This window comes from Flavobacterium anhuiense (assembly GCF_004151235.1).
GTDB classification, from domain to species: Bacteria; Bacteroidota; Bacteroidia; order Flavobacteriales; family Flavobacteriaceae; genus Flavobacterium; species Flavobacterium anhuiense_A.
The window spans coordinates 522,220-548,028 of the sequence record NZ_JUIV01000001.1 but is presented as its reverse complement, the minus strand read 5'-3'; the positions used below and the strand labels follow the sequence as shown (position 1 = coordinate 548,028).

The 25,809-nt window shown below is 35.1% G+C and carries 19 protein-coding genes; 9 read left to right on the top strand and 10 right to left on the bottom strand.

Features of this window, described 5'->3' with window-relative positions:
* The first annotated feature begins 88 nt into the window (after positions 1-88).
* The 3 genes from NU08_RS02315 (at position 89) to NU08_RS02300 (ending at position 3,322) form a co-directional block, all read left to right on the top strand.
* On the top strand, positions 89-1,348 hold the full coding sequence (locus NU08_RS02315) for an alginate export family protein (RefSeq protein WP_129745676.1): 1,260 nt from the start codon (positions 89-91) through the stop codon (positions 1,346-1,348).
* A gap of 138 nt (positions 1,349-1,486) precedes the next feature.
* Positions 1,487-1,852, top strand: a complete 366-nt coding sequence (locus NU08_RS02310) for a hypothetical protein (RefSeq protein ID WP_129745675.1) — start codon at positions 1,487-1,489, stop codon at positions 1,850-1,852.
* A gap of 846 nt (positions 1,853-2,698) precedes the next feature.
* On the top strand, positions 2,699-3,322 hold the full coding sequence (locus tag NU08_RS02300; RefSeq protein WP_129745767.1) for a class I SAM-dependent methyltransferase: 624 nt from the start codon (positions 2,699-2,701) through the stop codon (positions 3,320-3,322).
* Positions 3,323-3,604: 282 nt separating this feature from the next.
* On the opposite strand, the gene NU08_RS02295 is transcribed toward NU08_RS02300, so the two are convergent.
* Entirely contained in the window at positions 3,605-4,309 is a 705-nt protein-coding gene (locus NU08_RS02295) for a Crp/Fnr family transcriptional regulator (RefSeq protein ID WP_129745674.1), read from the bottom strand.
* A gap of 154 nt (positions 4,310-4,463) precedes the next feature.
* Here NU08_RS02295 and NU08_RS02290 point away from each other — a divergent pair, with 154 nt between their 5' ends.
* From NU08_RS02290 to NU08_RS02280, 3 genes are all read left to right on the top strand, one after another.
* Positions 4,464-7,979 (top strand): nitrate reductase, encoded by a 3,516-nt coding sequence (locus NU08_RS02290; protein WP_129745673.1) that lies wholly within the window; start codon positions 4,464-4,466, stop codon positions 7,977-7,979.
* A 364-nt stretch (positions 7,980-8,343) separates the two neighbouring features.
* Positions 8,344-9,774 carry a rubredoxin gene (locus NU08_RS02285; RefSeq protein ID WP_129745672.1) on the top strand — a complete coding sequence of 477 codons (1,431 nt, stop codon included), beginning with the start codon at positions 8,344-8,346 and terminating at the stop codon, positions 9,772-9,774.
* A gap of 132 nt (positions 9,775-9,906) precedes the next feature.
* Positions 9,907-10,566: a hypothetical protein gene (locus tag NU08_RS02280; RefSeq protein WP_129745671.1), complete on the top strand. Its 660-nt coding sequence runs from the start codon at positions 9,907-9,909 to the stop codon at positions 10,564-10,566.
* A 101-nt stretch (positions 10,567-10,667) separates the two neighbouring features.
* Here NU08_RS02280 and moaA read toward each other — a convergent pair whose 3' ends face one another.
* The 9 genes from moaA to glp form a co-directional block, all read right to left on the bottom strand.
* Positions 10,668-11,675: a GTP 3',8-cyclase MoaA gene (moaA, locus tag NU08_RS02275; protein ID WP_129745670.1), complete on the bottom strand. Its 1,008-nt coding sequence runs from the start codon at positions 11,673-11,675 to the stop codon at positions 10,668-10,670.
* On the bottom strand, positions 11,662-12,576 hold the full coding sequence (moaCB, locus tag NU08_RS02270; protein WP_129745669.1) for a bifunctional molybdenum cofactor biosynthesis protein MoaC/MoaB: 915 nt from the start codon (positions 12,574-12,576) through the stop codon (positions 11,662-11,664). The genes moaA and moaCB overlap by 14 nt, the downstream gene beginning before the upstream one ends.
* 9 nt (positions 12,577-12,585) lie before the next feature.
* Positions 12,586-13,017: a molybdenum cofactor biosynthesis protein MoaE gene (locus tag NU08_RS02265; RefSeq protein WP_066034044.1), complete on the bottom strand. Its 432-nt coding sequence runs from the start codon at positions 13,015-13,017 to the stop codon at positions 12,586-12,588.
* A gap of 149 nt (positions 13,018-13,166) precedes the next feature.
* Positions 13,167-14,237 carry a HesA/MoeB/ThiF family protein gene (moeB, locus tag NU08_RS02260; RefSeq protein ID WP_129745668.1) on the bottom strand — a complete coding sequence of 357 codons (1,071 nt, stop codon included), beginning with the start codon at positions 14,235-14,237 and terminating at the stop codon, positions 13,167-13,169.
* Between the two features lie 3 nt (positions 14,238-14,240).
* A complete protein-coding gene (locus NU08_RS02255; RefSeq protein WP_129745667.1) occupies positions 14,241-14,480 on the bottom strand; it encodes a MoaD/ThiS family protein in 240 nt (79 codons plus the stop codon).
* Between the two features lie 2 nt (positions 14,481-14,482).
* The gene (cobA, locus tag NU08_RS02250; RefSeq protein WP_129745666.1) at positions 14,483-15,271 is read right to left on the bottom strand and encodes a uroporphyrinogen-III C-methyltransferase; all 789 of its coding nucleotides are present in this window, start codon (positions 15,269-15,271) and stop codon (positions 14,483-14,485) included.
* 5 nt (positions 15,272-15,276) lie between these two features.
* Positions 15,277-15,849, bottom strand: coding sequence for a molybdenum cofactor guanylyltransferase (locus tag NU08_RS02245; protein ID WP_129745665.1), 573 nt, complete (start codon positions 15,847-15,849; stop codon positions 15,277-15,279).
* Between the two features lie 211 nt (positions 15,850-16,060).
* The gene (locus tag NU08_RS02240; protein ID WP_129745664.1) at positions 16,061-16,807 is read right to left on the bottom strand and encodes a sulfite exporter TauE/SafE family protein; all 747 of its coding nucleotides are present in this window, start codon (positions 16,805-16,807) and stop codon (positions 16,061-16,063) included.
* Between the two features lie 112 nt (positions 16,808-16,919).
* Positions 16,920-18,092 carry a gephyrin-like molybdotransferase Glp gene (glp, locus tag NU08_RS02235; RefSeq protein WP_129745663.1) on the bottom strand — a complete coding sequence of 391 codons (1,173 nt, stop codon included), beginning with the start codon at positions 18,090-18,092 and terminating at the stop codon, positions 16,920-16,922.
* 930 nt (positions 18,093-19,022) lie between these two features.
* Here glp and NU08_RS02230 point away from each other — a divergent pair.
* From NU08_RS02230 to NU08_RS02220, 3 genes are read left to right on the top strand one after another with little or no spacing between them, the layout of a single operon-like run.
* Positions 19,023-22,154, top strand: a complete 3,132-nt coding sequence (locus NU08_RS02230; RefSeq protein WP_129745662.1) for a SusC/RagA family TonB-linked outer membrane protein — start codon at positions 19,023-19,025, stop codon at positions 22,152-22,154.
* Between the two features lie 16 nt (positions 22,155-22,170).
* Positions 22,171-23,643 carry a RagB/SusD family nutrient uptake outer membrane protein gene (locus NU08_RS02225; RefSeq protein ID WP_129745661.1) on the top strand — a complete coding sequence of 491 codons (1,473 nt, stop codon included), beginning with the start codon at positions 22,171-22,173 and terminating at the stop codon, positions 23,641-23,643.
* Between the two features lie 32 nt (positions 23,644-23,675).
* Entirely contained in the window at positions 23,676-25,592 is a 1,917-nt protein-coding gene (locus tag NU08_RS02220) for an arylsulfatase (protein ID WP_129745660.1), read from the top strand.
* Positions 25,593-25,809 lie beyond the last annotated feature (217 nt).

Genomic DNA, 25,809 nt, shown 5'->3' with positions numbered 1-25,809 from the left:
CTTAGATTAAAAAAAAATTAGAAATATGGTCTCAATAATAGAAAAAATGGCTTTTTCTTATAAATTTATGCCTGAAAAAATATCACCCATGAAACAAATCAGAATTATTTTCCTGTTACTTCTAGGATCTACTGTTGCCTTACAGGCACAAGAATTAGACGTAAATCTACAAATTAGGCCACGTTTTGAATATCGCAACGGTTACAAAACCCTTCTTCCTGAAGGTCAAAAGGGAACTTCTCAAATTTCTCAGCGTTCGCGTTTAAACATTAATTTCAAACAAGATGATTTAATTGTAAAATTAACTTTTCAAAATACCAGAACATGGGGTGATGTACCTACTGCAACCGTTGCCGATAAAAATGGCGTAGCAGTTTTTGAAGCTTGGGCACAATATAATTTTACCGAAAAATGGAGCGCTAGAATGGGACGTCAAGTTCTTTCTTATGACAATCAGCGTATTTTGGGTGAAATGGATTGGGCGCAGCAAGCTCAAAGCCACGATGCACTTACAATTACCTATCAGACTGAAAAGCAAAAATTAGATTTTGGAGGAGCCTATAATTCAACTGCTGAAAACACTTTTCAAACACCTTATACTGTTGCCAATTATAAAGCAATGCAATATGCTTGGTATCACAACCAGTTTAGCACTGATTTGGGTTTAAGTTTCTTATTGCTTAACACTGGTTACGAATATGCAAATGCAGATGCAAAACTTTTAGTTGATTACAAGCAGACTTTTGGACCTTATCTTACTTACAAAACAAGCAAAATAGATAGTAACTTTTGGCTATATGGACAAACTGGAAAAAGCACCGATCTGCAAGTAAGCGCTTGGAATGCTGCAGCAAACTTTAATTACAGCGTAACCGATTCTTTTAAAGCCGGTTTAGGATACGAGTTTTTATCAGGAAAAGCAACAAATGACGGAAGTACGGTAATTAAATCTTTCAACCCGATTTTTGGAACCAACCACGGATTTAACGGTTACATGGATTATTTTTATGTTGGAAATCACTTAAACAATGTTGGTTTGCAAGATGCTTTTATAAAATTGAATTACAATATAAACAAATGGCAGTTTGCTTTGATGCCACATGTATTTTTAGCAGCTGCTGATGTTGTTACGCCTGCAAATGAAAAATTAGATTCGTATTTAGGAACTGAAATTGATGCGAGTTTTGGCTATAATTTCAAAAAAGACATCACGGTAACAGGTGGTTATTCTCAAATGTTTGGTTCTAAAACGATGGAATTTATCAAAAACGGAGATGCAAATCACACCAACAATTGGGCTTGGTTAATGATTTCTGTTAATCCAAGAATTTTTAGCTGGAAAAAATAATTTTTCTTAAAAATTAACCTAAATATTTTACCCTTTTCCTATTTCTGAAAAAGGGTGTTTTTTTTATTTCACAATAGTGTGGATTATATGTATAATTATTTATATTTGAAGTGATTATGAACCCCCAATTCTATCCTAATGAAACCATTTCTAAAATTGTCATTGCTGACTTTTATTGTCACGCAAACAGGTATTGCCCAAAAATACGATGATGCCTTAATTTCGAAAAACTCAGAAATTAATTTTGCCAAAACGCAAAAAAGAGGAATCAGAAAAAACAACATAGTGTATTATGTTGAAAATGATCTACAGACCATTTCTGCCTACAAAAGAAAAAAACTGAAATGGCAAACCAATGTAATTTCGATCTGCGGAAAACCTAAAAAAGGCGAACCTGAAATTAGATATGTTGGTTATAACTCAAACAAACTGCTTATCGTGATCGGAAAACATAATTTTGCTGAAATTGACATTAATAGTGGTGAAACAAAATTTGTTGGTTAAGATTAAAGAAATCTAAATATATAAACTGCCCTTTTTCTGTTTTTGAGAAAGGGTATTTTTTTTGATAAATCACAAAAATATTCTTCTCCTTAATCATTATATTTGAGTGAGAAATAATTTAATTTTTAAATGAAAATCATCGCTTGGAATTGCAACATGGCATTCAGAAAAAAAGCAGAATTCATTCTGGCTCATAATCCTGATATTGCTGTAATTTCTGAGTGTGAAAATCCTGAAAAATTAAAATTTCCAACCGAAATACAAACCCCAAAAGATATTCTTTGGTTCGGAACAAATCCAAATAAAGGTCTTGGCGTTTTCTCTTATAGCAATTATCGGTTTCAATTATTAGATTGTCATAATCCTGATTTCAAAAATATTCTACCAATAGCCGTTACCGGCGGAAAAGCTGATTTTATGCTATTCGCTATTTGGGCAAATAATCCTGCAGACAAAGATGGCGCTTATGTTACTCAGATTTGGAAAGCGATTAATTATTACGAAAATCTAATCAAAGAAACCAAAACCATTTTAATTGGCGATTTCAACAGCAATACCATTTGGGACAAACCACGACGCGAAGGAAATCACACAACGGTAGTAAATAAATTAGCCGAAAAGAATATTTTCAGCACGTATCACAAATACTTCAATCAAATTCAGGGGAAAGAAGCACATCCAACTTTGTATATGTATCGACACGAAAACAAGCCGTATCATATGGATTATTGCTTTGCTTCAAATGATTTTATCGAAGTTTTAGAAAGTGTTGAAGTCGGTGCTTACAAAGATTGGACAATGCTCAGTGATCATAAACCTTTAATAATTAAATTCAATACATTAACCATGAACAACACTTGGACTCAACGTTGGGACGACCGTTACAAAACCGAAGAATTTGCATACGGAGAAGAACCCAACAATTACTTAAAAGAACAAATTGAAAAACTACAAACAGGCACCATTCTTTTTCCCGCTGAAGGCGAAGGACGAAATGCCATTTTTACCTCAAAACTAGGCTGGAATGTTTCCGCCTTTGATATTAGTGAAGAAGGAAGAAATAAGGCATTAAAACTTGCTGAAGCAAACAATGTTTCGATTGATTATCAGGTTGGAGAATTAGAAACTTTAGATTTTGAAGAAAATCAATTTGATGCCATTGCCTTAATTTACGCCCATTTTCCAGCAGAAATTAAGTCGGATATTCATAAACAGCTGAATATTTTATTAAAAAAAGACGGCATTATTATTTTTGAAGCTTTCAGCAAAAAACATTTAGAATATGTAACCAAAAACGAAAAAGTTGGTGGGCCAAAAGATATCGAATCTCTTTTTTCAATCGAAGAAATTAAAGCTGATTTTCCAAATTATGAAATCATTGAATTGGAAGAAAAAGAAATCGAACTCAACGAAGGTTTATTTCATAACGGAACGGGTTCTGTAATCCGATTTGTGGGAAGAAAAAAATAAATATTTGTACGTAATAATTTTAACACATAGAAACATAGATTCCAATGCGCTTAAAGGCGTTTCACTTTCATAAATACACATAGCTATGTGTAAAAATCTAGATTTTTAAAATAATCTTTTTCGACAGATTTCAAATTCTATGTTTCTATGTGTTAGAAAACCTTAAAAATCTATTCCAAAATGAAACACTTCTACGTGGAGACGCACTGCAGTGCGCCTCTACAATAATCTCACAAATCAAAACCTTAGCATCTTAGAATCTTAGCAACTTAGAGTCTCAAATCAAAAATATTTGTGCTCCATAATTTCAGCTCGCAAGGTTGAAACTTCCAAAATCCCAACTCGCTTTCCTTCTGTCTTAATCAGAGATTCTTTTTTCAGGCTTGATAAGATTCGAATGGCTTGTTCTTCAGTCGTTCCAGCAAAATCTGCAATTTCCTTTCGCGAAAGCTCAATATCAATCAAACCATTCCTTTGTCCAAATTTGCGATGAATATAAAGCAGTAAATCAATCACACGTTCGCGGACGTTCATGTGAGCAATCTTTCGAATATTATTCTCGCTTTTATTTAATTCCTCGGCATAAAACAACATTAAATCATAAGTAAACTCTGGAACATGCTGCAAAATTTCGCGCATGGTTTCGTTGCTAAAATTGCACAAAACCGTATCTTCAAGCGCATAAGCCCCAATTAAGTATTTCTTACTTGTTCCAAATCCTCGGAAACCTATTATATCGCCATTCGTGGTTAATCTCACTATTTGTTCACGACCGTTAATTCCTGTTTTTACCGTTTTAACTTTTCCCTTGCGAATAAAATAAAGGCCTTGCAAAGGCGAACCTTCCGTTATAAACTGATCCGATTTTTTGCAGATAATGTTTTGTTTTTTAGAAATATAACTTGTCATCTGCTCCAAATACAAGTGTTTCTTGATGAAACAATTCTCATTTGTACAGGAATAACATACAGCTTGTTCTTCTTTCATGAGTTCTCATTTTTAGCAATTAAAAACTAATTTGTTGTTCCTCATTTCTTTTTATCAAAAGTAAAAAAATAAATCAAAAATTAAGTATTAATACTTAAAAAATACTTATTTTTGTTTCGACTTAAGTAAGTGATTTATTTAAAAACGAAACGTAATGCAAACTACGAAGATCAAAACTACCTGTTCCTACTGTGGCGTTGGCTGTGGTATAATTGTAACCAACGATGCTAAAAATGGCGTGATGGTAGAAGGCGATAAAGATCATCCTGTAAACAAAGGAATGTTATGTTCTAAAGGAATGAACTTGCACTACGTAGTTAATGATACGTCTGACCGAATTCTGTATCCTGAAATGCGCGGAAACAAATCCTATCCGCTTGAGCGAGTGAGTTGGGATACCGCTTTGGATCGTGCCGCTGCTGTTTTTTCTTCTATCATAAAAAAACACGGCCCAGACAGCGTTGGATTTTATATTTCGGGACAATGTTTGACTGAAGAATATTACTTAGTCAACAAATTGGTAAAAGGTTTTTTGAAAACCAACAATATAGATACTAATTCCAGACTCTGCATGAGCTCTGCAGTTGTGGGTTATAAAAAGACTTTTGGAGAAGATTCTGTACCGATTGCTTATGATGATATTGAATTGGCAGACACGTTTTTAATTACAGGCGCAAATCCCGCTTGGTGCCACCCTATTCTTTTTAGAAGATTAGAAAAACACAAAGAGAAAAATCCGAAAACTAAAATAATCTGTATCGATCCAAGACGAACCGATACTGCCGCTTTCGCCGATTTGCATTTGCAGATTATTCCAGGTTCAGATATTATTTTATATCATGCTATCGCCAGACGCATTATCGAAAAAGGTTATGTAGATCATGATTTCGTTAAAAATCACGCTGAAAATTTCAAACCATACAAAGATTTAGTTTTAGGCACTTCTCTTGAAAAAGCTTCTAAACTTTGCGGGATTTCCGTAAACGACATTAAACTTGCTGCCGATATTATTGGGAAAGCAAAAGGATTTATTTCGCTTTGGGCAATGGGACTCAATCAAAGCGCTGTTGGCGTTGATAAGAATACAGCATTGCTGAATTTATCTTTATTAACAGGGCAAGTTGGAAAACCGGGTTCTGGTCCCTTTTCATTAACAGGTCAGCCAAATGCTATGGGCGGACGCGAAGTTGGCGGTATGGCAACGCTTTTGGCAGCACATAAAGACATTGCCAATCCAACGCATCGCAAAGAAGTTGCAGACTTTTGGGGCGTTGATGAGATTTCAGATAAACCAGGTTTAACGGCAACAGAAATGTTTGAAGCTCTAGAATCTGGAAAAATGAAAGCGGTTTGGATTATTTGTACGAATCCATTGGTGAGTTTGCCCGATTCTAGAAGAGCCGAAAAAGCGCTTCAAAATGCCAAATTTGTAGTCGTTCAGGACATTTCGCATAATGCTGATACAGCCAAATTTGCCGATTTATTATTGCCTGCCGCTGGTTGGCTTGAAAAAGAAGGAACTATGACCAATTCGGAACGTCGCATTTCTTATTTGCCAAAAGGAATAAATGCACCTGGCGAAGCACTTCCTGATATTGAAATCTTGATTCGTTTTGCTAAAAAAATGAATTTCAACGGATTCAATTTCAACAGTGCCGAAGAAATCTACAAAGAACATTGCGCACTTACCAAAAATACCAATATTGATATTTCATTCTTAAATTATAACCGTTTAAAAACCGAAGGCACTTTTCAATGGCCAGTTCCAGATTATAATCATCCAGGAACGTCGAGGCTGTTTACTGATAAAAAATTCTATACTCCATCTGGAAAAGCAATTTTTAATCTGCCTGTTTCTATTGAAAACACGTCGGTTCAGCCAAACGCCGAATTCCCTTTTATTTTAACAACAGGAAGAATTCGCGATCAATGGCATACAATGACGAAAACCGGAAAAGTATCGCGCTTGTTAACACATATTCCGAGTCCGGTTTTAGAAATAAATCCAATTGATGCTTTTAAAAATGATATTAAAAATGGTGACATTGTGGTCGTTGCAAGCAAAAACGGAGAAGTTCGTGTAAAAGCGAAAGTGACGGACGCAATCAAAGAAAAAGTTCTTTTTCTGCCCATGCATTGGGGAAAACAACTCGAAAATGATTTAAACCGAACCAATAATTTAACGAATACTGTTGTAGATCCAATTTCAAAAGAACCCGATTTTAAGTTCACGACCGTTTCGATTAAAAAATATATAAAACCATTTCAGAAAATTGCCATTGTCGGCGCGGGAGCAGCTTCATTCCGATTCATTCAAAACTATCGTGAGTTCAATTCTACTGATGAAATTATTGTTTTTTCGAATGAGGTAAATCCATTTTACAATCGTGTTTTGCTTCCTGAATACATGACGGGAGAATTTAGCTGGGAACAACTTTTAAAAGTAAAAGATGGCGAAGCTTTCAATAAACTAAAAATTACCATAAAAGCGGGAGTTGCAATTGAAAAATTAGATCCAAAACAAAAAACAATTGTTGACAGTCAAGGCGAAATCCACACTTTTGATTCGTTGATTCTAGCAACCGGAAGCCGTCCCTTTGTTCCGGAAAATGCACAACTTCATCTTCCTAGCCGTTTCACCGTAAGAAGAAAGGAAGACGCTGACCGTTTGAAAAAACATTTAGACAAAACAAATCTTCCACCAGAAGAACAGCATGTTGTCATTATTGGTGGCGGATTATTGGGATTGGAATTAGCTGCAGCTTTAAAACATAAAAAAGTAAAAACTACGATTGTTCAAAGAGCATCACGTTTGATGGAGCGTCAACTGGATCGAATTTCAAGCAAATTATTAGCCGAAGAAGTTCAGCTTCGCGATATTCAGATTTATTTTGATAATGAAGTCAGCACCGTTTTTGAAACTGACAATCCAAACGAAATTGAAATTGCATTAAAAAGTGGCAAAATCATAACGGCAAATGCCATCGTTTATACAATTGGAACGATTCCGAATATTGAAATTGCTCGTGAAAGTGGACTTTCATGTGGACGAGGCGTAAAAGTCAATCAGTATTTACAGACTTCAAATCCAGATATTTTTGCGATTGGAGAAATAGCAGAATTTGACAATAAATTATTCGGAATCACTTCTGCCGCCGAAGAACAGGCAGATATTTTGGCTAATTTTCTTGCGGGCGATATTAGCAGCTATTACAAAGGTTCGATTTTGATGAACATTCTAAAATTAGAAGATATCAACCTTTGCAGTATTGGAGATATTACAATTCCAGAAAATGATGATTCGTACGAAGAAATTGTTTTTGCCGATTTGAAAAAACGTTATTATAAAAAATGTATCGTAAAAGACGATCTTTTGGTCGGCGCTATTTTGATGGGCGATAAAAATGAGTTTGCCGAATTCAAAACGATGATTGAAAGCAAAATCGAATTATCAGACAAACGAAATACGCTTTTGAGAGGAAGTTCTAATGCAAAACCGGTTTTAGGAAAATTAGTCTGTTCGTGCAGTCAAGTCGGAGCTGGAAACATTGAAGAAACCATTAAAAGTGGCGTAAACGATTTTACAGAATTATGCAAAAATACAGGCGCAGGATTGGGTTGCGGAAGCTGTAAAACGGAGGTTAAGGAAATATTGGCAAAGTGTAAATGAGTTTTGTTGCTTTACTTTGAACATAAATTTTACCGAAAAGAGCGCAAAGTTTATTTGATAGATTCTTAATGAGTAGACAAAGTTCGCAAAGCTTTGAGAATAGATTTTAGTCAAGCTTTGTGAACTTTTTCGATAGAAAACAATTTATGATAAAGAATGTAAACCTTAAAAACCTTTGCGAAAAAACTTTGTGAACTCTGCGTTAAAATCAACACAGCCCAAAAACCTGAAACTTGAAACAACGCAATTTCACCCTGAGTGGAGTCGAAGGGCGCTCCAATTGGAATTGGGCTTCGACTCCGCTCAGCCTGACAAACCTTGTAAAAAACCTGAAACAAAGAAAACCTGAAACAAAAGAAACAAAATGGAACTAACAAGATTAATAGTAAAAGGAGGCGTTATTTCGCCGGGAGAATTACGAGAAGTTGTAAATATCGCTTTGGAAGAAGGGCTGGATTCCATTTCGTTTGGTTCTAGACAGGATATTATTTTTCCAAAAGGGTTCAAATCTTTGGATAAAACTACTTTAGGGAAACATCACTTTGTTTATCCAGATCAGAAAAGCGGGAATAATATTGTTTCGTCTTATGTTTCGACTGATATTTTCAGAAATACCAATTGGCTGACTGGAAATCGTTTTCTCTATATTTTAGAAGAATTCAAAGAACAGCCTAAACTAAAAGTCAATATAACCGACCCGAAACAGCAATTGGTTCCTTTGTTTACAGGACATTTGAATTTCATTGCTTCAGAACACGAAGATTATTGGTATTTGTACATTCGTCTTACGAAATGGGAGAAAATGGAAGTTTATCCTGTTTTGCTTTACAGTTGGGATTTGGCTAAGATTTATTATGAAATCGAAAAAATTGCAGAAGAAGATTCAGCAGATATAGAAACGCTTTTTGCTTTAGTTAGCGAAGCTTTAGATACCAATAACCGAACGATTGACAAGCCATTAAATATTCCATTTTATCCATTTCCGTATTACGAAGGAATGAATAGAATGGGAATCGATCAATATTGGTTGGGATTGTATTGGCGAAACAATCTTTACGATTTAGATTTCTTAAAAGAAATGTGTGATTTGTGTTTTGAATGCAAAATTGGGAAAATCTGTATCACGCCTTGGAAATCCTTCATTATAAAAGGAATTCCGAAAGATAGAAAACTGGAGTGGGAAAAGTTTTTAGGAAAAAGAGGAATCAACGTTCGCCATTCTTTATTAGAATTGAATTGGCATTTACCCGTTGCAATGGAATGGGCATTGAATCTTAAAACTTTCTTGGTTCGAACCTTAGATCAATTTGATATCAGTACTTACGGACTGAATTTCGGAATTTCAGAATACAATCGCGACGGGCATTATTTTACTTCGATTGTCATCGAAAAAAATGAACTTCCAAAAGACTTGGAATCTATTAAAATCAGAGATACTTATAACGTTTTGTTTGCGAAGAATTTCGACCCAAATACACGTGAATACATTGTGCATTCGCAAGATATTGACAAACTCGAACTGCCAACCATTTTAATTGAATTAAGCCGAAAATATTTTGAAGAACTAGGAAATACAGCATCTGAGACTACTGAAAAGCAACAGAAAAAAGAAAAACCACAGCAGGATATTTACCAATGTCAAGAATGTTTAACGCTTTATAATTCTGAATATGGAGATGAAACGCAAGGTATTCCAAAAGGCCTTTTGTTTGAAAATCTCCCAGAAACGTATTGCTGTTCTCTTTGCGAAGCGCCAAAAAGCAATTTTAGGATTTTGGAAACTATTGAAAATTAATAAGTTCTATAATTTATGTATCCAAAAATTGCGTATATTTAGCTTAACTAAGAATTTATGGTAAAGCTGCATACTTCAAAAGCTTTAAAACCATTTAGTTAACATCGATTTATTCAATAAAAAAATACAGTTATGATAAAAAGAACAACACAATCTTCTGTTGAAAAAGTTACCGATATTCCAGCAGAAACAGCTGTAGAAAGCACTACAGAAATACAACCAGAAACTAAGACAACAATTAGAAGAACTACTCGAACGGCTGTAAAACCATCAGCTTCTAAGACTTCTTCTACAAAAACTGCTACTACAAAATCGCCTGCTGCGAAATCAACAACTACAAAAGCACCCGTTGCTACTGTAAAACCTGCCGCAAAAACTCCTGTAAGAGCTGCTTCTAAAACGACTCCATTGGCAACTGTAAAAAAAGTGGCAACAGCACCTGCAAAAACAGCACCTATTGTTTCTGAAATCGTAGAAATTAAAACCAATGACATTCCAGTACCTTTTGAAGAAAACAAACCTGTTGTAACTGTTGAAAAAATTGGAAAAGAAAAAAACGATATAAAATCGAAGCTGAAAGCTAAACTTAAAGCCAAAAAAGAAAAAGAAAAGAAAAGAGAAAAAGCGATTAAAGCTGTTATTAAAAAATTAGAAAAAGCTAAAAAAGCAAAACTAAAAGCAGCTGAGAAGAAAAAAGAAAAGGCTAAAAAAGAGAAAGCAAAAGCGAAAGCCAAGAAACTTGAAAAGAAAGCAAAGGCTCAGAAAAAAGCTAAAGCTAAAAAGAAAAAATAGTTATGAGAAAGGTTTGACTTTTAGTCAAACCTTTTTTACGTTCCAACGAGTCATTGCGAATTAGGCTTCGACTTCGCTCAGCCAGACAATTAATAATTAATTTACCCTCCAATTGCGATCATACTACGATTATCTGAATGAAGAGTAGGATCATTAATCTCATTTACTGTCGACATTCCAGCGCGGACTTTCTTTTTATTTTGAATCGATTCTGAAATCAAATCTGTTATGGATTCTCCATTTCTAAAAGCAGTCAACAAATCAGTTTCTGAATTGGAGAAAAGGCAATTTTTTATTTTTCCGTCAGCCGTCAAGCGGATTCTATTACAGCTATCGCAAAACGGATTTGTAATAGAACTGATAATTCCAAAATCACCTTGAAAACCGTTTATTTTATAATTCCTTGAAGTAAAGTTTTTTTCGTCTTCCAGTTTTTGAATGTTGTCTAAAGAAAAATCAGTTTCTACTAAAGATAAGATTTCTTTCTGCGAAACCATTTTACTCCTGTCCCACTCGTTTCCAGCAAACGGCATAAACTCAATAAAACGAACAGAAATAGGCAGAAATTGGGTCAATTTTACAAAATCGACAATTTCATTATCATTAAAACCTTTAATCAAAACTACATTTACTTTTACTTGAAAATCATTATTTAGGAGCAAATGCAGATTATCAATCACTTTCTCAAACTGATTTCTAAGCGTTATCGTATGAAATTTAGATGAAACTAAAGTATCTAAACTCAAATTGATTTTTTTGACACTAAATTGCTTTAAAACGTCTATGCAACGATCTATTAAAATTCCGTTTGTTGTTATTGAAAGTGAAACATCTAAAGTCGATAATCTGGAAACAATTTCAGGAAAATCCTTTCTCAATAAAGGCTCTCCGCCTGTTAACCTGATTTTGTCAACACCATTTTTTACGAAAGTCTGAGCAATGGCAAAAATCTCATCTGCCGTCATTAAGCTGGCTTTTGGAGATAATGCGATTCCATCTGCTGGCATGCAATACGTACAACGCAGATTGCATTTTTCCAACAGCGAAATGCGCAAATAATTATGCTTGCGCCCGAAACCGTCCGTCAAAATTGTGTTAGAGGCTGTCATGGTTTTTTCCTTTTAAAATATGAAAAACGTGCATTACGTGCGGAAAAACAGCATCCATAGATTCTCTTACTCCGTTTGTTGAACCCGGTAATGCCAAAACTAGGCTTTTACCTAAAGTTCCGGCAACACTCCTGGAAAGCATGGCATACGGCATCCTTTGCTGTCCGTAACTGCGAATGGCTTCTTCGATTCCTGCAATTCTGCTTTCTAAAATCGGTTCTAAAGCTTCAGGCGTTACGTCTCTTGGAGACAAACCAGTTCCGCCTGTAAAGATTACCAGCTGATTTTCTTTAGCGAAAGCTTTTGTCTTTTCTTGAATAATATCCAATTCATCTGGAATGATTTCATAATGAGAAGTTTCAACTCCGTAAGAATCCAGTTTTTCTACAATTGTTTTTCCTGAACGATCTTCTTTATCGCCAGCAAAAATCGAATCGGAGCAAACAAAAACCGCCGCTTTTATCGCATTCGGAAATTTATTTTTGAAAGACGATTTTCCGCCTTCTTTATTGATTAATTTTATTGTTGAAATCTCAATTTCTTTATCAATTGGTTTCAGCATGTCGTACATTGTTAGTGCTACGATAGATGCGCCGTGCATCGTTTCAACCTCAACTCCTGTTTTGTAAACCGTTTTTACCTTGAAAATAATGTGAATCTCCAATCCTTCGATTTGATATTCAACCGAAGTAAACTCAATTGGAAGCGGATGACAATCTGGAATGGACAAATGCGTATTTTTTACCGCAAATAACCCAGCAGTTTTTGCCATTTCAAACACGTTTCCTTTTGGCACTAAATTATTCACAATGGCATCAATTGTTTCTTGTTTGCTAACTTTTACAATTGCGGTTGCGGTTGCGACTCTTAAAGTGCTTATTTTATGCGTAATATCTACCATTATAATTTCTTAGGTATTTTGTTTCCAAGTGAATGTATCATTTTCAAACATTTCTTTGCCAAAAATCGGCACATCGGTTTTTATCCAATTAACGATGGCTTCCGTGGCTTCATACACTTGTTTGCGCCTTGTTGCCGAAACAAAAACAAACAAACAGATCTCGCCTGCTTTTACAACGCCCAAACTGTGATAAATGTGCATGCAGGTTAAATCAAATTTAGCGAAAGCTTTTTCTCTAATGGCGTATAACGCTTCATTTGCCATGTCTTTATAGGCAGAATAATCAATGGCCACGACTGTATTATCGTGAATAACATCGGCACGGACTTGCCCTAGAAAGATGTTATGTGCCCCGATTGTGTGTTTCGATTGATGTTTGGCAATCGATTCTGCGATAAATTCGGGAGAAATTGGTCCTTCTACAAATACATTTTTACTCATTTTTTATTTTTTTTATAGCCACGAATTCACGAATTACAATGATTTACACTAGTTTTTGTCAGGCTGAGCGGAGTCGAAGCCCACGTTCAATTGGAATGCCCTTCGACTCCGCTCAGGGTGACAATCTAACTTAAAATTCTAATTTGCGGCTATATTTTTATTTCCTCTTTTAATAATTGCTTCATTGCTAAAGCTCCGCCAGCAATGCTTTTTATATTTTTAAATCGATGCTTTTGAAGCAATTCGAATGCAATTTTGCTCCTAATTCCAGATTGGCAGAAAACATAGACTTTTTGATTTTTATTCAGTTTTTCAATTTCATTTTCCAAATGCATCAACGGAATCTGAATTTGATTTTTTATACTGATTTTTGGAGATTCATCTACATTTCGAACATCGAGAAAAAGAACCTCATCATTATCCATTTCATTCAAAACCAATTCAAAACTTACTTCTTCAACTTCACATTTATTGTATTTTTCTTCAAATGCTTCTCTGGTAATGGTTTGAATATCACTTTTCTCGAAATCGTACTTTTGCTGTTCGTTATTCAGCGTATTATAAACCAATATTTTTCCACTTAAAACGTTTCCAATTCCGAGAATCATTTTTAAAACTTCATTTGCCTGAAACATTCCGATAATTCCAACCGAAACTCCTAATACTCCGGCTTCTTCACAATTTAGTGCATTTAAATTTTCATCGGGATATAGACATCTATATGTTGGGCCATTCTGATAATTGAAAACCGAAACTTGTCCCTGAAATCTGAAAATTGAACCGTAAACCATTGGCTTATTAGTTACCAAACAGGCATCGTTTATTAAATATTTGATTGCAATATTGTCTGTTGCATCAACAATAATATCATATTTTTCAAATAACGAAATGGCATTTTTTCCAGATACTTTTTCAGAAATTGCTTTTACTTTAACCAAAGGATTCAATTCAGCAATCATTGCTTTTGCTTCTTTTGCTTTTGATTTTCCGATAGCATCAGTTTTATAAATTACTTGTCTCTGAAGATTCGAAATTTCAATAACATCATGATCTGCAATTCCAATTTCTCCGACTCCTGCAGAAGCCAGATATGGCAAAATTGCAGCGCCTAAACCTCCAGCACCAATTACCAAAACTTTTGTTGTTGCTAATTTCTGCTGGCCTTCTTCTCCTATTTCCGAAAGAATAATTTGTCGGTTATATCGTTTATCTGTACTCATAATTTATCCTCCAGCAAACGGCGGTAATAAAGCTACAATATCATTGGTCTGCAGTGCATAATCTACAGCTTTGGGAACTATTTTCTGATTGACTGCTACGCTGAAAGTCAACGATTCGAATTCATATTTTTCGTTTAAATCCTGCAATAGTTTTTGCAATGATAATTCTTCTGAAAAAGATAATTTTTCGAATTCACATTTTGTCTTTTCGGCAACAGCTCCAAAATATTTAACCTCAATCATTTTTATAAATTTAAATTCTGAAAAATAAATTCGTCATCAAAGTGTTCCTGAAAATACGAAATCCAACTTGATGTATTTCTTACGACTTCGCCGATCACAATAATCGCCGGCGATGATATGTTTTTTTCAGATACCAATTTAGTGATTGTATTGATAGTTCCAATTACTTTTTGCTCTGAATTTTTTGTTCCGTTTTGAATAATGGCAATTGGTAAATCATCATTTCTGTTTTCTTGATAAATCGAAATGATTTCATCCAATTTATGCATTCCCATTAAAATAACAACCGTTGCTGCTGATTTTGATGCCAATTGAATGTCTTTTGACAATTTATGGTCTGAAGTTGTTCCTGTAATAACCCAGAAACTTTCGGCTACTTTACGCTGTGTCAAACTGATTCCAACCGAAGCGGGAACTCCTAAAGCAGATGAAATTCCAGGGACAATAGCCGTTTCAATTCCGAAATCTTCTGCAAATTCGATTTCTTCACTTCCTCTTCCAAAAACAAACGGATCACCACCTTTTAAACGAACCACATGTCCATGAGTTTTTGCCATAGAAACAATCAAATCGTTAATTTGATCTTGTGTGTAAGCATGGCATCCTAATCGTTTTCCAACAAAAACAATTTCTGCATTCGATGCATACTCTAACAATTCTTCGTTTACCAAAGCATCATACAAAACTACATCGGCACTTTTTAAAGCTTTTATGGCTTTCATCGTAATCAATTCAACATCGCCTGGGCCCGCGCCTACGATTGTCAATTTGGGTGTTTTTAAGCTTTGCATAATCCTTAACTTAAATTGATATTCAAATCGTCTAATTCGTCTGCCGAATTAATATTCGTCAAATAAAAGTTTTCACTTTCTTCTATATTGATAATCTGATGCGGCACTTTCGCAAGAAGATCCATCATTTTCAATTCATCTGAATCAATCGCTTTTTTTATAATTGGAACAATTTCTTTAGAATAAATTCCGATTAATGGATGTGTTTTACTTTCGGAAGCAAAAACTGTAATTCCAGCCTCACTTGTATGTTTTGAAATTAATTCCTGCAATAATTCAGTTGAAATCAACGGAATATCACAACTTAAAATCAGATTGAATTCGGTTTCTGAATGTGATAATGCAGTATAAATTCCACCCAACGGACCTTTATCTTCAACTAAATCTGGTATTTTCTCATACGACAGATAATCGTATTCTTTAGAAGTCGTGATTAATTTTATATGGTTTGTAATGGGCAAAATTGCCTGAATGATATGCTCAATGAATGGTTTTTCCTGAAACAAAACCAATCCTTTTTCTGACTGCATTCTGGAGCTTTTTCCTCCGCAAAGAATAAATACTGTTAGTGTTTTCATAGTTTTCTTATTTCAGGTTTCTTTTGTCTATTCTTGCCACAGATTAAAAGGATTAAAAAGATTTCCTTAAATGCTTTGTGTTGATTTTTTTACCACGAATTACACAAATTTTCACAAATTATTTTTTTAAAATATGTAACTGAAATTCGTGTAATTCGTGGCAAAAAAAATCCTTTTAATCTGTTAAATCTGTGGCAAAACCATATCATTATCATGGAAAAATCAATTTCACGCTTGCCATTAAAATTACAGTTCCTAAAACCATTTTTAATGTTCTGTTGGAGAAAGATCCGCTTCCGTAAAATCCTCCCAGCATTCCTCCTACAACTGCAATTGGAACAAGATAAAAACTTTCCATTGGAATTGTTTTTCCTCCTAAAAAAAATCCTAACATTCCTGCGAACGAATTCACAAAAATGAACAAACTCGAAATCGCAGCTGATTCTTTTACTGACGCCCATCCTAAAAATAACAGGATCGGACTTAAGATAATTCCGCCGCCAATTCCTAACATTCCAGATAATAATCCGATGGCAAAACCAATTGCCAGAGCAAATGGAAGATTTATTTTTACTTCTTCTTTTTCTTTAAAATTAAATACTCCAAACAACCTCAACGCTGCAAAAACCAATACAATTCCGAGAATTATTTTATAAATCGCATTATCTAAAGTGATAAAACCTCCTATAAAAGCTGCGGGAATCGAAGCAATCGCAAACGGATAAAACAGCTTGGGCTTGAAATAATTATTTTTATAATAAAACAAAAACGAAATACTGGATACAAATAAATTCAGCAGTAAAGCCGATGGTTTCATAATCGAAACCGGAAAAGCAAAAATGCTCATCAAGGCCAAATATCCCGAAGCTCCTCCATGTCCAACACTTGAATATAAAAACGCAATTACAATTAATGCGAAACTGAATAATAGTATGTTTTCTGAATTTAGGAGACTCATATTTTATGTTTAATCGTTTATTTGGTTAACTGTTTAATCGTTTTTTTGCTATGTGTTTTTATTTATATAGTGCTTTTTGCTTTTTGCCGTAAAATTTATTCTCTTAAGAACTTTAATCGATTGGGAGAATCGTTACCGACTCGCCTTTTTTAATATTTTCAACATCCTGCGGCACGATTACCAAACCATTTGCAATAGCAAAAGAATTTAACATTGAAGAGGCTTGTCCTTCTAAAATTGCAACACTTGTTTCATTATATAATGCTTTTAAAAAAAGTGTTTTTCCCGTGTCATTGACTATGTCGTTTTCTAATTTTCGAACAATTTTTGGTAAATGGGTATTTGAGAATCCCATTTTATTTTTAACTGCAGGATATACATAAATATAAAAATTAGTCAATGACGAAGCTGGATTTCCTGGCAATGCAAAAACTAAAGTATCTTTTTTAGAACCAAAAAACATCGGCTTTCCAGGTTTCTGATTAATCTTGTAAAAAAGCTCTTCGACTCCATTTTTCAGCAAAGCTTCTTTTACAAAATCAAAATCTCCAACAGAAATTCCGCCAGATATTAGTACGATATCATTCTTTTTAAGTATTGGCTGCAATGCTTTTTTCGTTGCTTTCAAATTGTCCTTTACCGTGTGAACTTTCACTTTATTAATTCCGATGGTTTGCAGAGCCGCTTGGAGCATTATCGAATTACTCTCATAAATTTTTCCTTTAGGAAGTTTCTTGCCCGGTTTTACAAGCTCGTTTCCAGTAACCAAAATAGCCACTTTCGGTTTTTTATAAACTGTTATTTCTGTAATTCCTAAACAGGCTAGAAATCCGATGGCAGCTGGAGTGATTAAGGTATTAGCATCAAAAACAACATCCTCTGCATTAATCTGTTCTCCTTTAATTCTAACATTGGAAAAAGGCTCTGGCATTTTTGCAATCAAAATTGAATCCCCATTTACCATTACATGTTCCTGCATTACAACAGTATCTGCATCATTAGGGACATATGCGCCTGTAAATATGCGTACGGCTTGGTTTTCTTTTAGTTTTACATTGGCATGATCGCCAGCCTGCGAAATTCCTACCACATCAAATTGATGTCTTCTTGAATGAATAAAAGCATAACCATCCATTGCCGATTGGCGAAACGGTGGCATTGAAATCGGCGAGTAAATTGTTTCTGCCAAAACATATCCAAGCGCTTTTTGAACAGAAATTTTCTGAGTGGACAAAACAGAACTGTTTGCAGCGACAATTTCTAAAGCTTCTTTTACTTCTATCATTTCTCTTACTTATAAAACTAAGTACAAATACTTAAAACAAATATAAGTATTTATTCGTAGATTGATTAAAAAATTTTAATTTTCTTTTTATGTCTATAAAATTACTCTAATTTATTAAAAATCAACTTGAAATTTAAATTTAGATTTTAGATATACGTATCAAAAGAGTTTTTTGGGACTCTTTTGATACTTTTTAAGCCATTTAATTCTATTAGAAGCCTTGTTTTCAAGTTGAAAAATAAGTATAAAATACTACAATTTTAACTCGAGCACAAAATTTATTTTAACATTTATCTGATTATAAGATTCTTTGTTAGACCTTTTAAAATAAGGGGCAAGTAAAACAAATCCTTCTTACAGCGCTTCTACAAACATATATTTTTCAAAAAAAAAGTCAACAAACTTTTGGTTTTTATTATATAAAATTTAACTTTGTCTATAGGATTAGTAGAGTTTAAAATAATATTTCAAACCATAAAAAACTATTATTGTGAAAACAACAGAAAGCATATCGCGTTACATTCTTCCTAAAAAATACACTTATAGCACTATTTGTTATATGTGTTTCTGTTGTTAATTATCTATTCTTACTTTGTTTGCCTTTAGAATCCATATCGAAGCAAAACATAAAAAATATCACCAAAAATATTTATTGAATTTTAACCAAGAAATCTATCCAATGCATTCAATTGTATTGGGCAAGGCTCTTGAAACCATACCTATTTTATTTGCAAATTAAATAACTAACAATTAAAAAGACTAAAATGAAAACAATGCAAACCTGTTGCTTTAAATAAAAAAAGCCATTTCTGCGGCAACAGAAATGGCAAGGCTTAAAGAACATTTATCACTAAATCAAGAACACTTTTAGAGTGCTGTATAAACAGTGCTCAGGGCGTCTTGTTAATTACTTAAAACCAACACAAAGAAATGAAAAAAAAGTTAAACATACACATACTGCTGTTTATACTCTTCATAACGGCAGGAATATATGCCCAGAATACCACCCCGCTTATTCAATCAAAACTAGACGGAACCGTTGTTGATGCTATTACAAATCAACCTATTATAGGTGCTTCGGTTACCATTAAAGGAACAACCCACGGTGTTGTCACAGATGCAGAAGGAAAATTTTATTTTCAAACTGGACAAAAATTTCCTTACACCTTAATCGTAAGTTACATCGGATACAAAAAACTCGAAATAATAGTAGAGAAAAATCCAGTCATTATTAACCTTAAAGAAGAGCGTCAAGAACTAGACGAATTGGTAGTTGTAGGTTACGGAACCCAAAAGAGAAAAGACATTACAGGTTCTGTGGCATCGGTTCCAAAAGCCAATTTATCTCAGGTAACTTCTTCGGCAGATAATCTATTAAGGGGCGCTGTAGCGGGAGTTGTAGTTACACAAAGTTCTGGCCGTCCTGGTGCTTCTTCTAGTGTTCGCATTCGCGGAGGAAACTCTATTACTGCTGGTAATGAACCGCTTTATGTTGTTGACGGAATCTTAATTTACAACGATAATAGTAACAGTAGCGCAGGAGTAACATATGCGGGTGCGAGTGTCAATGTGCTTTCTACTATTAATCCTGCTGATATCGAATCTATTGAAGTTCTTAAGGATGCCTCAGCAACAGCAATTTATGGTTCTAGAGGTGCCAATGGAGTTGTAATTATTACGACGAAAAAGGGAACAAAAGGACAAGATAATATTTCGTACCAAGGCTATTTTGGTTTCCAAAATATTTCAAAAAAACTGAAATTGATGAATGCCAGCGAATGGGCAAGTTTAAGAAACGACGTTCAGGCGAGTATTGGTCAGGCTCCTTCTTTTTCTCCTGCACAGATCGAGGCTTTGAAGACTTCTGGAAACTACGATTGGCAGTCGGCAGCATTTGTAACGGCAGCACCTGTTCAAAATCATAATTTATCTTTTTCGGGTGGAGACGAAAAATCGAGATACGCTATTTCTGCAGGATATTTTGATCAGGATGGTATCGTTTTAGGTTCCGATTTTAGGCGTATTTCACTTCGAGCTAACTACGAACGAAATTATTCCCAAAAATTCAAATTTGGCGTAAATGCCAATTACACGAACTCCATTGCAAATGGTGTCGGTACAAATGGAGGCGCCAATGCTGGTAGAAACCCAAATCCGCTTGTCAGTGTAGTTTTGACAGCTCCTGTGGTTCCTATAAAAAATGCAGACGGAAGTTATAATGTAACCAACAATCCTTATGCAACTTCTGTAAATGGTTATGTTCCGAATCCGATTAATGATTTGGAAAATACAACGAACGAAACCAAATTGAATAGAATCCTAACCAGTTTGTTTGGCGAATATAAATTCAATAAAGAATTAACAGCTAAAGTTGCCGTGAGCGGTGATGTTTTAAATACAAAACAAAACTATTACGCGCCTTCTAATACCACTACTGGTGCAGGAACAAAAGGTTTGGCATCTATTGGTGAAAGATTAGTAAGTTCTGTTTTAAATGAAAACACGCTTACTTACAATACTACTTTTGGTCAAGATCACAAATTCTCTGCTCTAGGCGGTTACACACTTCAGTACACAAAAGGTGAGGTTGTGAATGCAGGAGCTCAGACTTTTGTTAACGATGCCAATACCTACAATGCACTTCAAGATGGTGTGGCGGTAAAACCATACAGTGAAGCTTACGAAAGTGTTTTGAAATCTTGGCTGGCTAGAGTCAATTATTCTTATAAAGGAAAATACAACTTTACATTGTCTGGACGTGCAGACGGTTCTTCTAGATTTGGTTCAGAATCGCTTTGGGGCTACTTTCCTTCTGCTGGATTCTCATGGAATATAACCGACGAAGAATTTGCCAATAACATTAAAGGCGTAACCGAAGCAAAACTAAGAATTACAGCTGGAACAACAGGAAACCAAGAAATTGGAAACTACCTTCCTTTGGCTTCAATGGGATCTGTAAACTATTCTTTTGGAGGAACATTATACACAGGTTTAGCTCCTACCCGATTAGCAAATCCAGATTTGAAATGGGAAAAGACAAATCAATATAATGTTGGATTGGATTTATCATTATTAGACCGAAGAATCAATTTTGTTTTTGATGTGTATTATAAAAAGACGAAAGATTTATTGATCAACGTTCCTGTACCGTTGAGTTCAGGATATGCCACAGTGCTTCAAAATATTGGTGGAGTTGAAAATAAAGGTTTTGAAGTTGGTGTAACAACGGAAAATATAAAAACAGAAAACTTCGCTTGGAACTCCAATATTGTATTTTCTCTTAACCGAAATAAAGTTACTGAGATCGGAAATGGCGTAGATCAGTTTTTCCCAGTAGTGCCAAACGGTTCTTTATTGCAGCAGCAGCCTGTCACAGTAAAAGTAGGTTTACCATTAGGAACTTTCTGGGGTTATAGAACCAACGGAATTTTCCATACTCAGGAAGAAGTAAATACTCAGCCAAAAATTAACAGTTTGGCCAATACAAAAGTGGGTGACAGAAAGTATGTTGATACTAACGGAGATGGCGTAATTACAGCTCTTGACAAAGGCAATTTAGGCACATCTCAACCAAAATTTGTTGGAAGTTTCAGTAATACAGTTTCATACAATGATTTTGATTTAAATTTCTCTTTTCAAGGTGCATATGGCGGAAAAATCTTTAATGCCTTAAATCAGCAATTGGAGATTTCTACTCTTGGAACCAATGCGGCGGCGACTCTAAATGATCGATGGACACCAACAAATCCGAGTAATGAAATTCCGAGAGCTTCTAGTTCTCCTTTAGGAATTGTTTCTGAACGTTACGTGGAAGATGCTTCTTTCTTACGATTAAAATTAATCACATTAGGATACACTTTACCTAAAAGTGTTTCTAAAAAACTGGGAACAAAAAGTGTAAAAATCTACGTCTCAGCAGAAAACCTAATTACATGGACCAAATACACTGGCTATGATCCAGAGGTAAGTTCATACGAACAAAACAACTTATATCCGGGAATTGATTTTGGTTCTTATCCAAACTCCAAAACATTCATCTCGGGCTTGAACGTAACTTTCTAAGTAAAAAAAATATATAATGAAAAAGATAATCATAACATTCCTTTTAAGTGCCAGTCTATTGGTATCGTGCACTGATCTTGAGGTGACACCTAACTCTTTTGTAACCGAAGACAATTACTTTATCACTCAAGATGATGCAGTAGCGAGTGTAACTGCAGTATATGCCTCTTTGAGCCTTGATCCAGGTGAGCAAAGTTTATTTGGTCGAAACCTTTACTTCTTAACCGATATGGGTTCTGATTACGCAGCTGCAGGAGTTTCTGCTACAAACCCGCAAGTTAGAGCCATGAGCAGTTTAACACACGATGCTACAAATGATCGTGTTCAGGTAGCATGGAGACAAATTTACAACGGAATCAACAGAGCAAATGTTTCTATTGATAATATTCCGAAAGTTTCAGGTTCAGAAGTTATCAAAACCAGATTGATCAATGAAGCTAAATTCATCCGAGCATTGCTTTATTTTCAAGCAGTTCGTCTTTGGGGCGGAGTCCCGATTGTTTTGCACGAAGCTAAATCTATCAATTTGGGAGATTTAAAAACGAATCGTTCTACAGTTGAGGAAGTGTACACCCAAATCATCAAAGATTTAACAGATGCCGAAGCGCTTCCAAAAACCTATACGGCAGCAGATGCTGGACGTGCCACATCAGGAGCAGCAAAAGCCATTTTGGCAAAAGTGTATCTGACTAGAAAAGATTGGCCAAACGCGATTGCAAAAGCTAGAGAAGTAATTGACGGAGGTTACGGATATGCTTTGTTTGAAGATTTTCAAGATATTTTCACTAAAACAAAAAAGAACGGAAAAGAGCATATTTTCTCTGTCCAGTTTGAGCCAAATCAGGCAGGAAATGGATCAAGCGGAAGTACTTTTCAGGCCACTTCTTTTACTGGATTTACGGCAACAGAACCAGCAGATATTATTTCAGACGTCGCTTTGTTTTATGATATTTATGCTCCTGGCGATAAAAGAAGAGATGTAAGTTATGCCAAACAATTGCTTAATCCGTCAACGGGAACGCTATACACTTTTCCAAAACCTATCTTCAAAAAATACTTGGATTTGTCTAATCTGGCGACACCTTCAAACGTAGCAATCAACTTTCCGGTTATTCGTTATGCCGACATCCTTCTGTCTTTAGCGGAAGCAATAAATGAACAAGGCGGACCGACTTCAGAGGCTTATGAATTGATTAATCAAGTGCGAAGAAGAGCTTTTGGAAAAGCCATTACAACTCCAGATCCAACAATAGATTTAGTGGGATTAAATCAGACGTCTTTTAGAGCTGCAATTCAGGAAGAGCGCAAAAAGGAATTTGTTCAGGAAGGACAGCGCTGGTTCGACTTGGTTCGCTGGGGAACTTTGGTAACAGAAGTGAAAAAAGTAACGGCTAAAAACTCCGTTTCAGAAAGAAATAATCTTTATCCAATTCCGCAAAGCGAAAGAAATATCAATCCAGATGGCTTACCGCAAAATCCTGGATATTAATTAAAAAACCATATAACTAAAAAACTATAAAAATGAAAAATTTAAAAAATAACATTGCAATCAAAAGTCCGAAAAATGGACTCTTGATTACTGCTTTCCTTATTGCACAATTAGGATTTGCACAAGACACACAAGAATTTAAAGGTACAATCGGTAAAACTTTGGCAGATTCTAAAGAATACTGGCCAGATCCTGTAACGGCTCCCAAAGGTGCACCAAACGTGGTTTGGATTTTATTGGATGATGTTGGATTTGGAGCTTCAAGTGCTTTTGGAGGTTTAATCAACACGCCAACTTTCGAGAATCTAGCAAATAATGGTTTACGTTATACAAACTTCCATACAACAGCGATTTGTGCTCCTACCCGTGCCGCTTTATTGACTGGGAGAAATTCAGGAAGAGTTCACGTAAGCGGATTTTCTCATACCATTTTATCAGCAGGTTTCCCAGGTTGGGATGGAAGAATTCCTTCTGATAAAGGAACAATTGCAGAGATTTTACGAGAGAACGGCTACAACACTTTTGCAGTTGGAAAATATGGAGTTACGCCAGATGAAGATGCAACAGATGCAGGTCCGTTTGACAGATGGCCTACAGGAAAAGGTTTCGATCATTTTTACGGATTCTTAGGTTCTCAAACCGATCAGTACAATCCTGATTTGGTAGAAGATCAAGTTCATATAAAACCTGATGGACGCCATTTGAATGAATTAATTACAGATAAAGCCATCAGCTACATTCAGAAACAGCAAAAAGCGGCGCCAGGAAAACCATTTTTCTTGTATTATGCTCCAGGGGCGGTTCATGCACCGCATCAAGTAGCTGAAAAATGGGTTGAGCCATATAAAGGCAAATTTGACGAAGGTTGGGATGTTTACCGTGAAAAAGTATTGGCTAACCAAAAGAAATTGGGAATCTTTCCTCAAAATGCAGGTCTTCCAGATCGCAACGCTTTAATTACAGAATGGAAAAAATTAACTCCAGACCAAAAGAAAGTATACGCAAGATTCATGGAAGTTTACGCTGGGTTCCTAACGTATACGGATTATGAAATTGGAAGAGTTGTGGATTATTTAAAACAAAGCGGACAATTGGATAATACTTTAATCTTTGTTGCTATTGGTGATAATGGAGCAAGTAAAGAAGGAACTCTTCAAGGAACAATCAACCAAAGTTTATTTGCTCAAGGAAAAACTGACGAAGAAAACTTCCAAAGCAATTTAAATAATATTGGAGAAATCGGAACAGCAAAAGGTTTAAACACGAATTATCCTCTAGGATGGGCTCAGGCAACGAATGCTCCTTTCAAAAACTGGAAACAAGATGCACAATCTGAAGGAGGAACACGTAATCCATTGATTGTTTTTTATCCAAACGGAATTAAAGACAAAGGCGGCATAAGAAATCAGTACAGCCACGTGACAGATCTATTGCCAACTACTTTGGATATTGTTGGAATCAAAGCGCCAGAATATATCAAAAATGTAAAACAAGATATTATCCAAGGCTCAACTTTCAAAGCTTCTTTAGATAATCGGAAAGCAGAATCATTGCACAAAGTTCAGTATTACTACATCTTCGGAAACAGAGCCATTTATAAAGATGGATGGAAAGCTTCTGCGGCGCATTTGCCAGATTCTTTCGCAGTAAAAAAATCTTTAGGAAGCAACGAAAAACCTGCTCCAAGCAACTTTGATACTGATGTTTGGGAATTATACAATCTAAACGAAGATTTTAACGAACGTAATAATCTGGCGAAAAAGTATCCTGAAAAACTGGCTGAACTTCAAAAATTATTTGACGAACAGGCAAAAGAAAATAATCTATATCCTTTAATCGATTGGCAGGATGTTTATAACAGAAGAATTCACAATACTGGTGCTGATAAAGGAAAAACAATTTCTGATTTAATCAAACAAGCAACTAAACCAGGCGGAACCAATAATTAATTACAGAACCTACAAGGCTTCCAAAACCTTGTAGGTTTCAAATCTTATACATAAAAAATACCTACAAGGTTTGAAAAACCTTGCAGGACATAAAAAGAATAATTATGAAACGAGTAGATTATGAAATCATAGGAAAAAAGATTGTCGTTGGGATAATCTTGTTTTTAGTGCCGTTGGCCATTTTAGCTGGCGGATTAGCAGTAGTAAATCAATTTTT

Coding starts and splice junctions, on each gene's coding strand:
- moaA (WP_129745670.1), bottom strand. CDS start 11,675: ATGACAGCCTCTAACACAATTTTGACGGACGGTTTCGGGCGCAAGCAT.
- NU08_RS02310 (WP_129745675.1), top strand. CDS start 1,487: ATGAAACCATTTCTAAAATTGTCATTGCTGACTTTTATTGTCACGCAA.
- NU08_RS02220 (WP_129745660.1), top strand. CDS start 23,676: ATGAAAAATTTAAAAAATAACATTGCAATCAAAAGTCCGAAAAATGGA.
- NU08_RS02300 (WP_129745767.1), top strand. CDS start 2,699: ATGAACAACACTTGGACTCAACGTTGGGACGACCGTTACAAAACCGAA.
- NU08_RS02285 (WP_129745672.1), top strand. CDS start 8,344: ATGGAACTAACAAGATTAATAGTAAAAGGAGGCGTTATTTCGCCGGGA.
- NU08_RS02240 (WP_129745664.1), bottom strand. CDS start 16,807: ATGAGTCTCCTAAATTCAGAAAACATACTATTATTCAGTTTCGCATTA.
- NU08_RS02280 (WP_129745671.1), top strand. CDS start 9,907: ATGATAAAAAGAACAACACAATCTTCTGTTGAAAAAGTTACCGATATT.
- NU08_RS02315 (WP_129745676.1), top strand. CDS start 89: ATGAAACAAATCAGAATTATTTTCCTGTTACTTCTAGGATCTACTGTT.
- glp (WP_129745663.1), bottom strand. CDS start 18,092: ATGATAGAAGTAAAAGAAGCTTTAGAAATTGTCGCTGCAAACAGTTCT.
- moeB (WP_129745668.1), bottom strand. CDS start 14,237: ATGAGTACAGATAAACGATATAACCGACAAATTATTCTTTCGGAAATA.
- NU08_RS02245 (WP_129745665.1), bottom strand. CDS start 15,849: ATGAAAACACTAACAGTATTTATTCTTTGCGGAGGAAAAAGCTCCAGA.
- NU08_RS02255 (WP_129745667.1), bottom strand. CDS start 14,480: ATGATTGAGGTTAAATATTTTGGAGCTGTTGCCGAAAAGACAAAATGT.
- cobA (WP_129745666.1), bottom strand. CDS start 15,271: ATGCAAAGCTTAAAAACACCCAAATTGACAATCGTAGGCGCGGGCCCA.
- NU08_RS02295 (WP_129745674.1), bottom strand. CDS start 4,309: ATGAAAGAAGAACAAGCTGTATGTTATTCCTGTACAAATGAGAATTGT.
- NU08_RS02230 (WP_129745662.1), top strand. CDS start 19,023: ATGAAAAAAAAGTTAAACATACACATACTGCTGTTTATACTCTTCATA.
- NU08_RS02265 (WP_066034044.1), bottom strand. CDS start 13,017: ATGAGTAAAAATGTATTTGTAGAAGGACCAATTTCTCCCGAATTTATC.
- moaCB (WP_129745669.1), bottom strand. CDS start 12,576: ATGGTAGATATTACGCATAAAATAAGCACTTTAAGAGTCGCAACCGCA.
- NU08_RS02225 (WP_129745661.1), top strand. CDS start 22,171: ATGAAAAAGATAATCATAACATTCCTTTTAAGTGCCAGTCTATTGGTA.
- NU08_RS02290 (WP_129745673.1), top strand. CDS start 4,464: ATGCAAACTACGAAGATCAAAACTACCTGTTCCTACTGTGGCGTTGGC.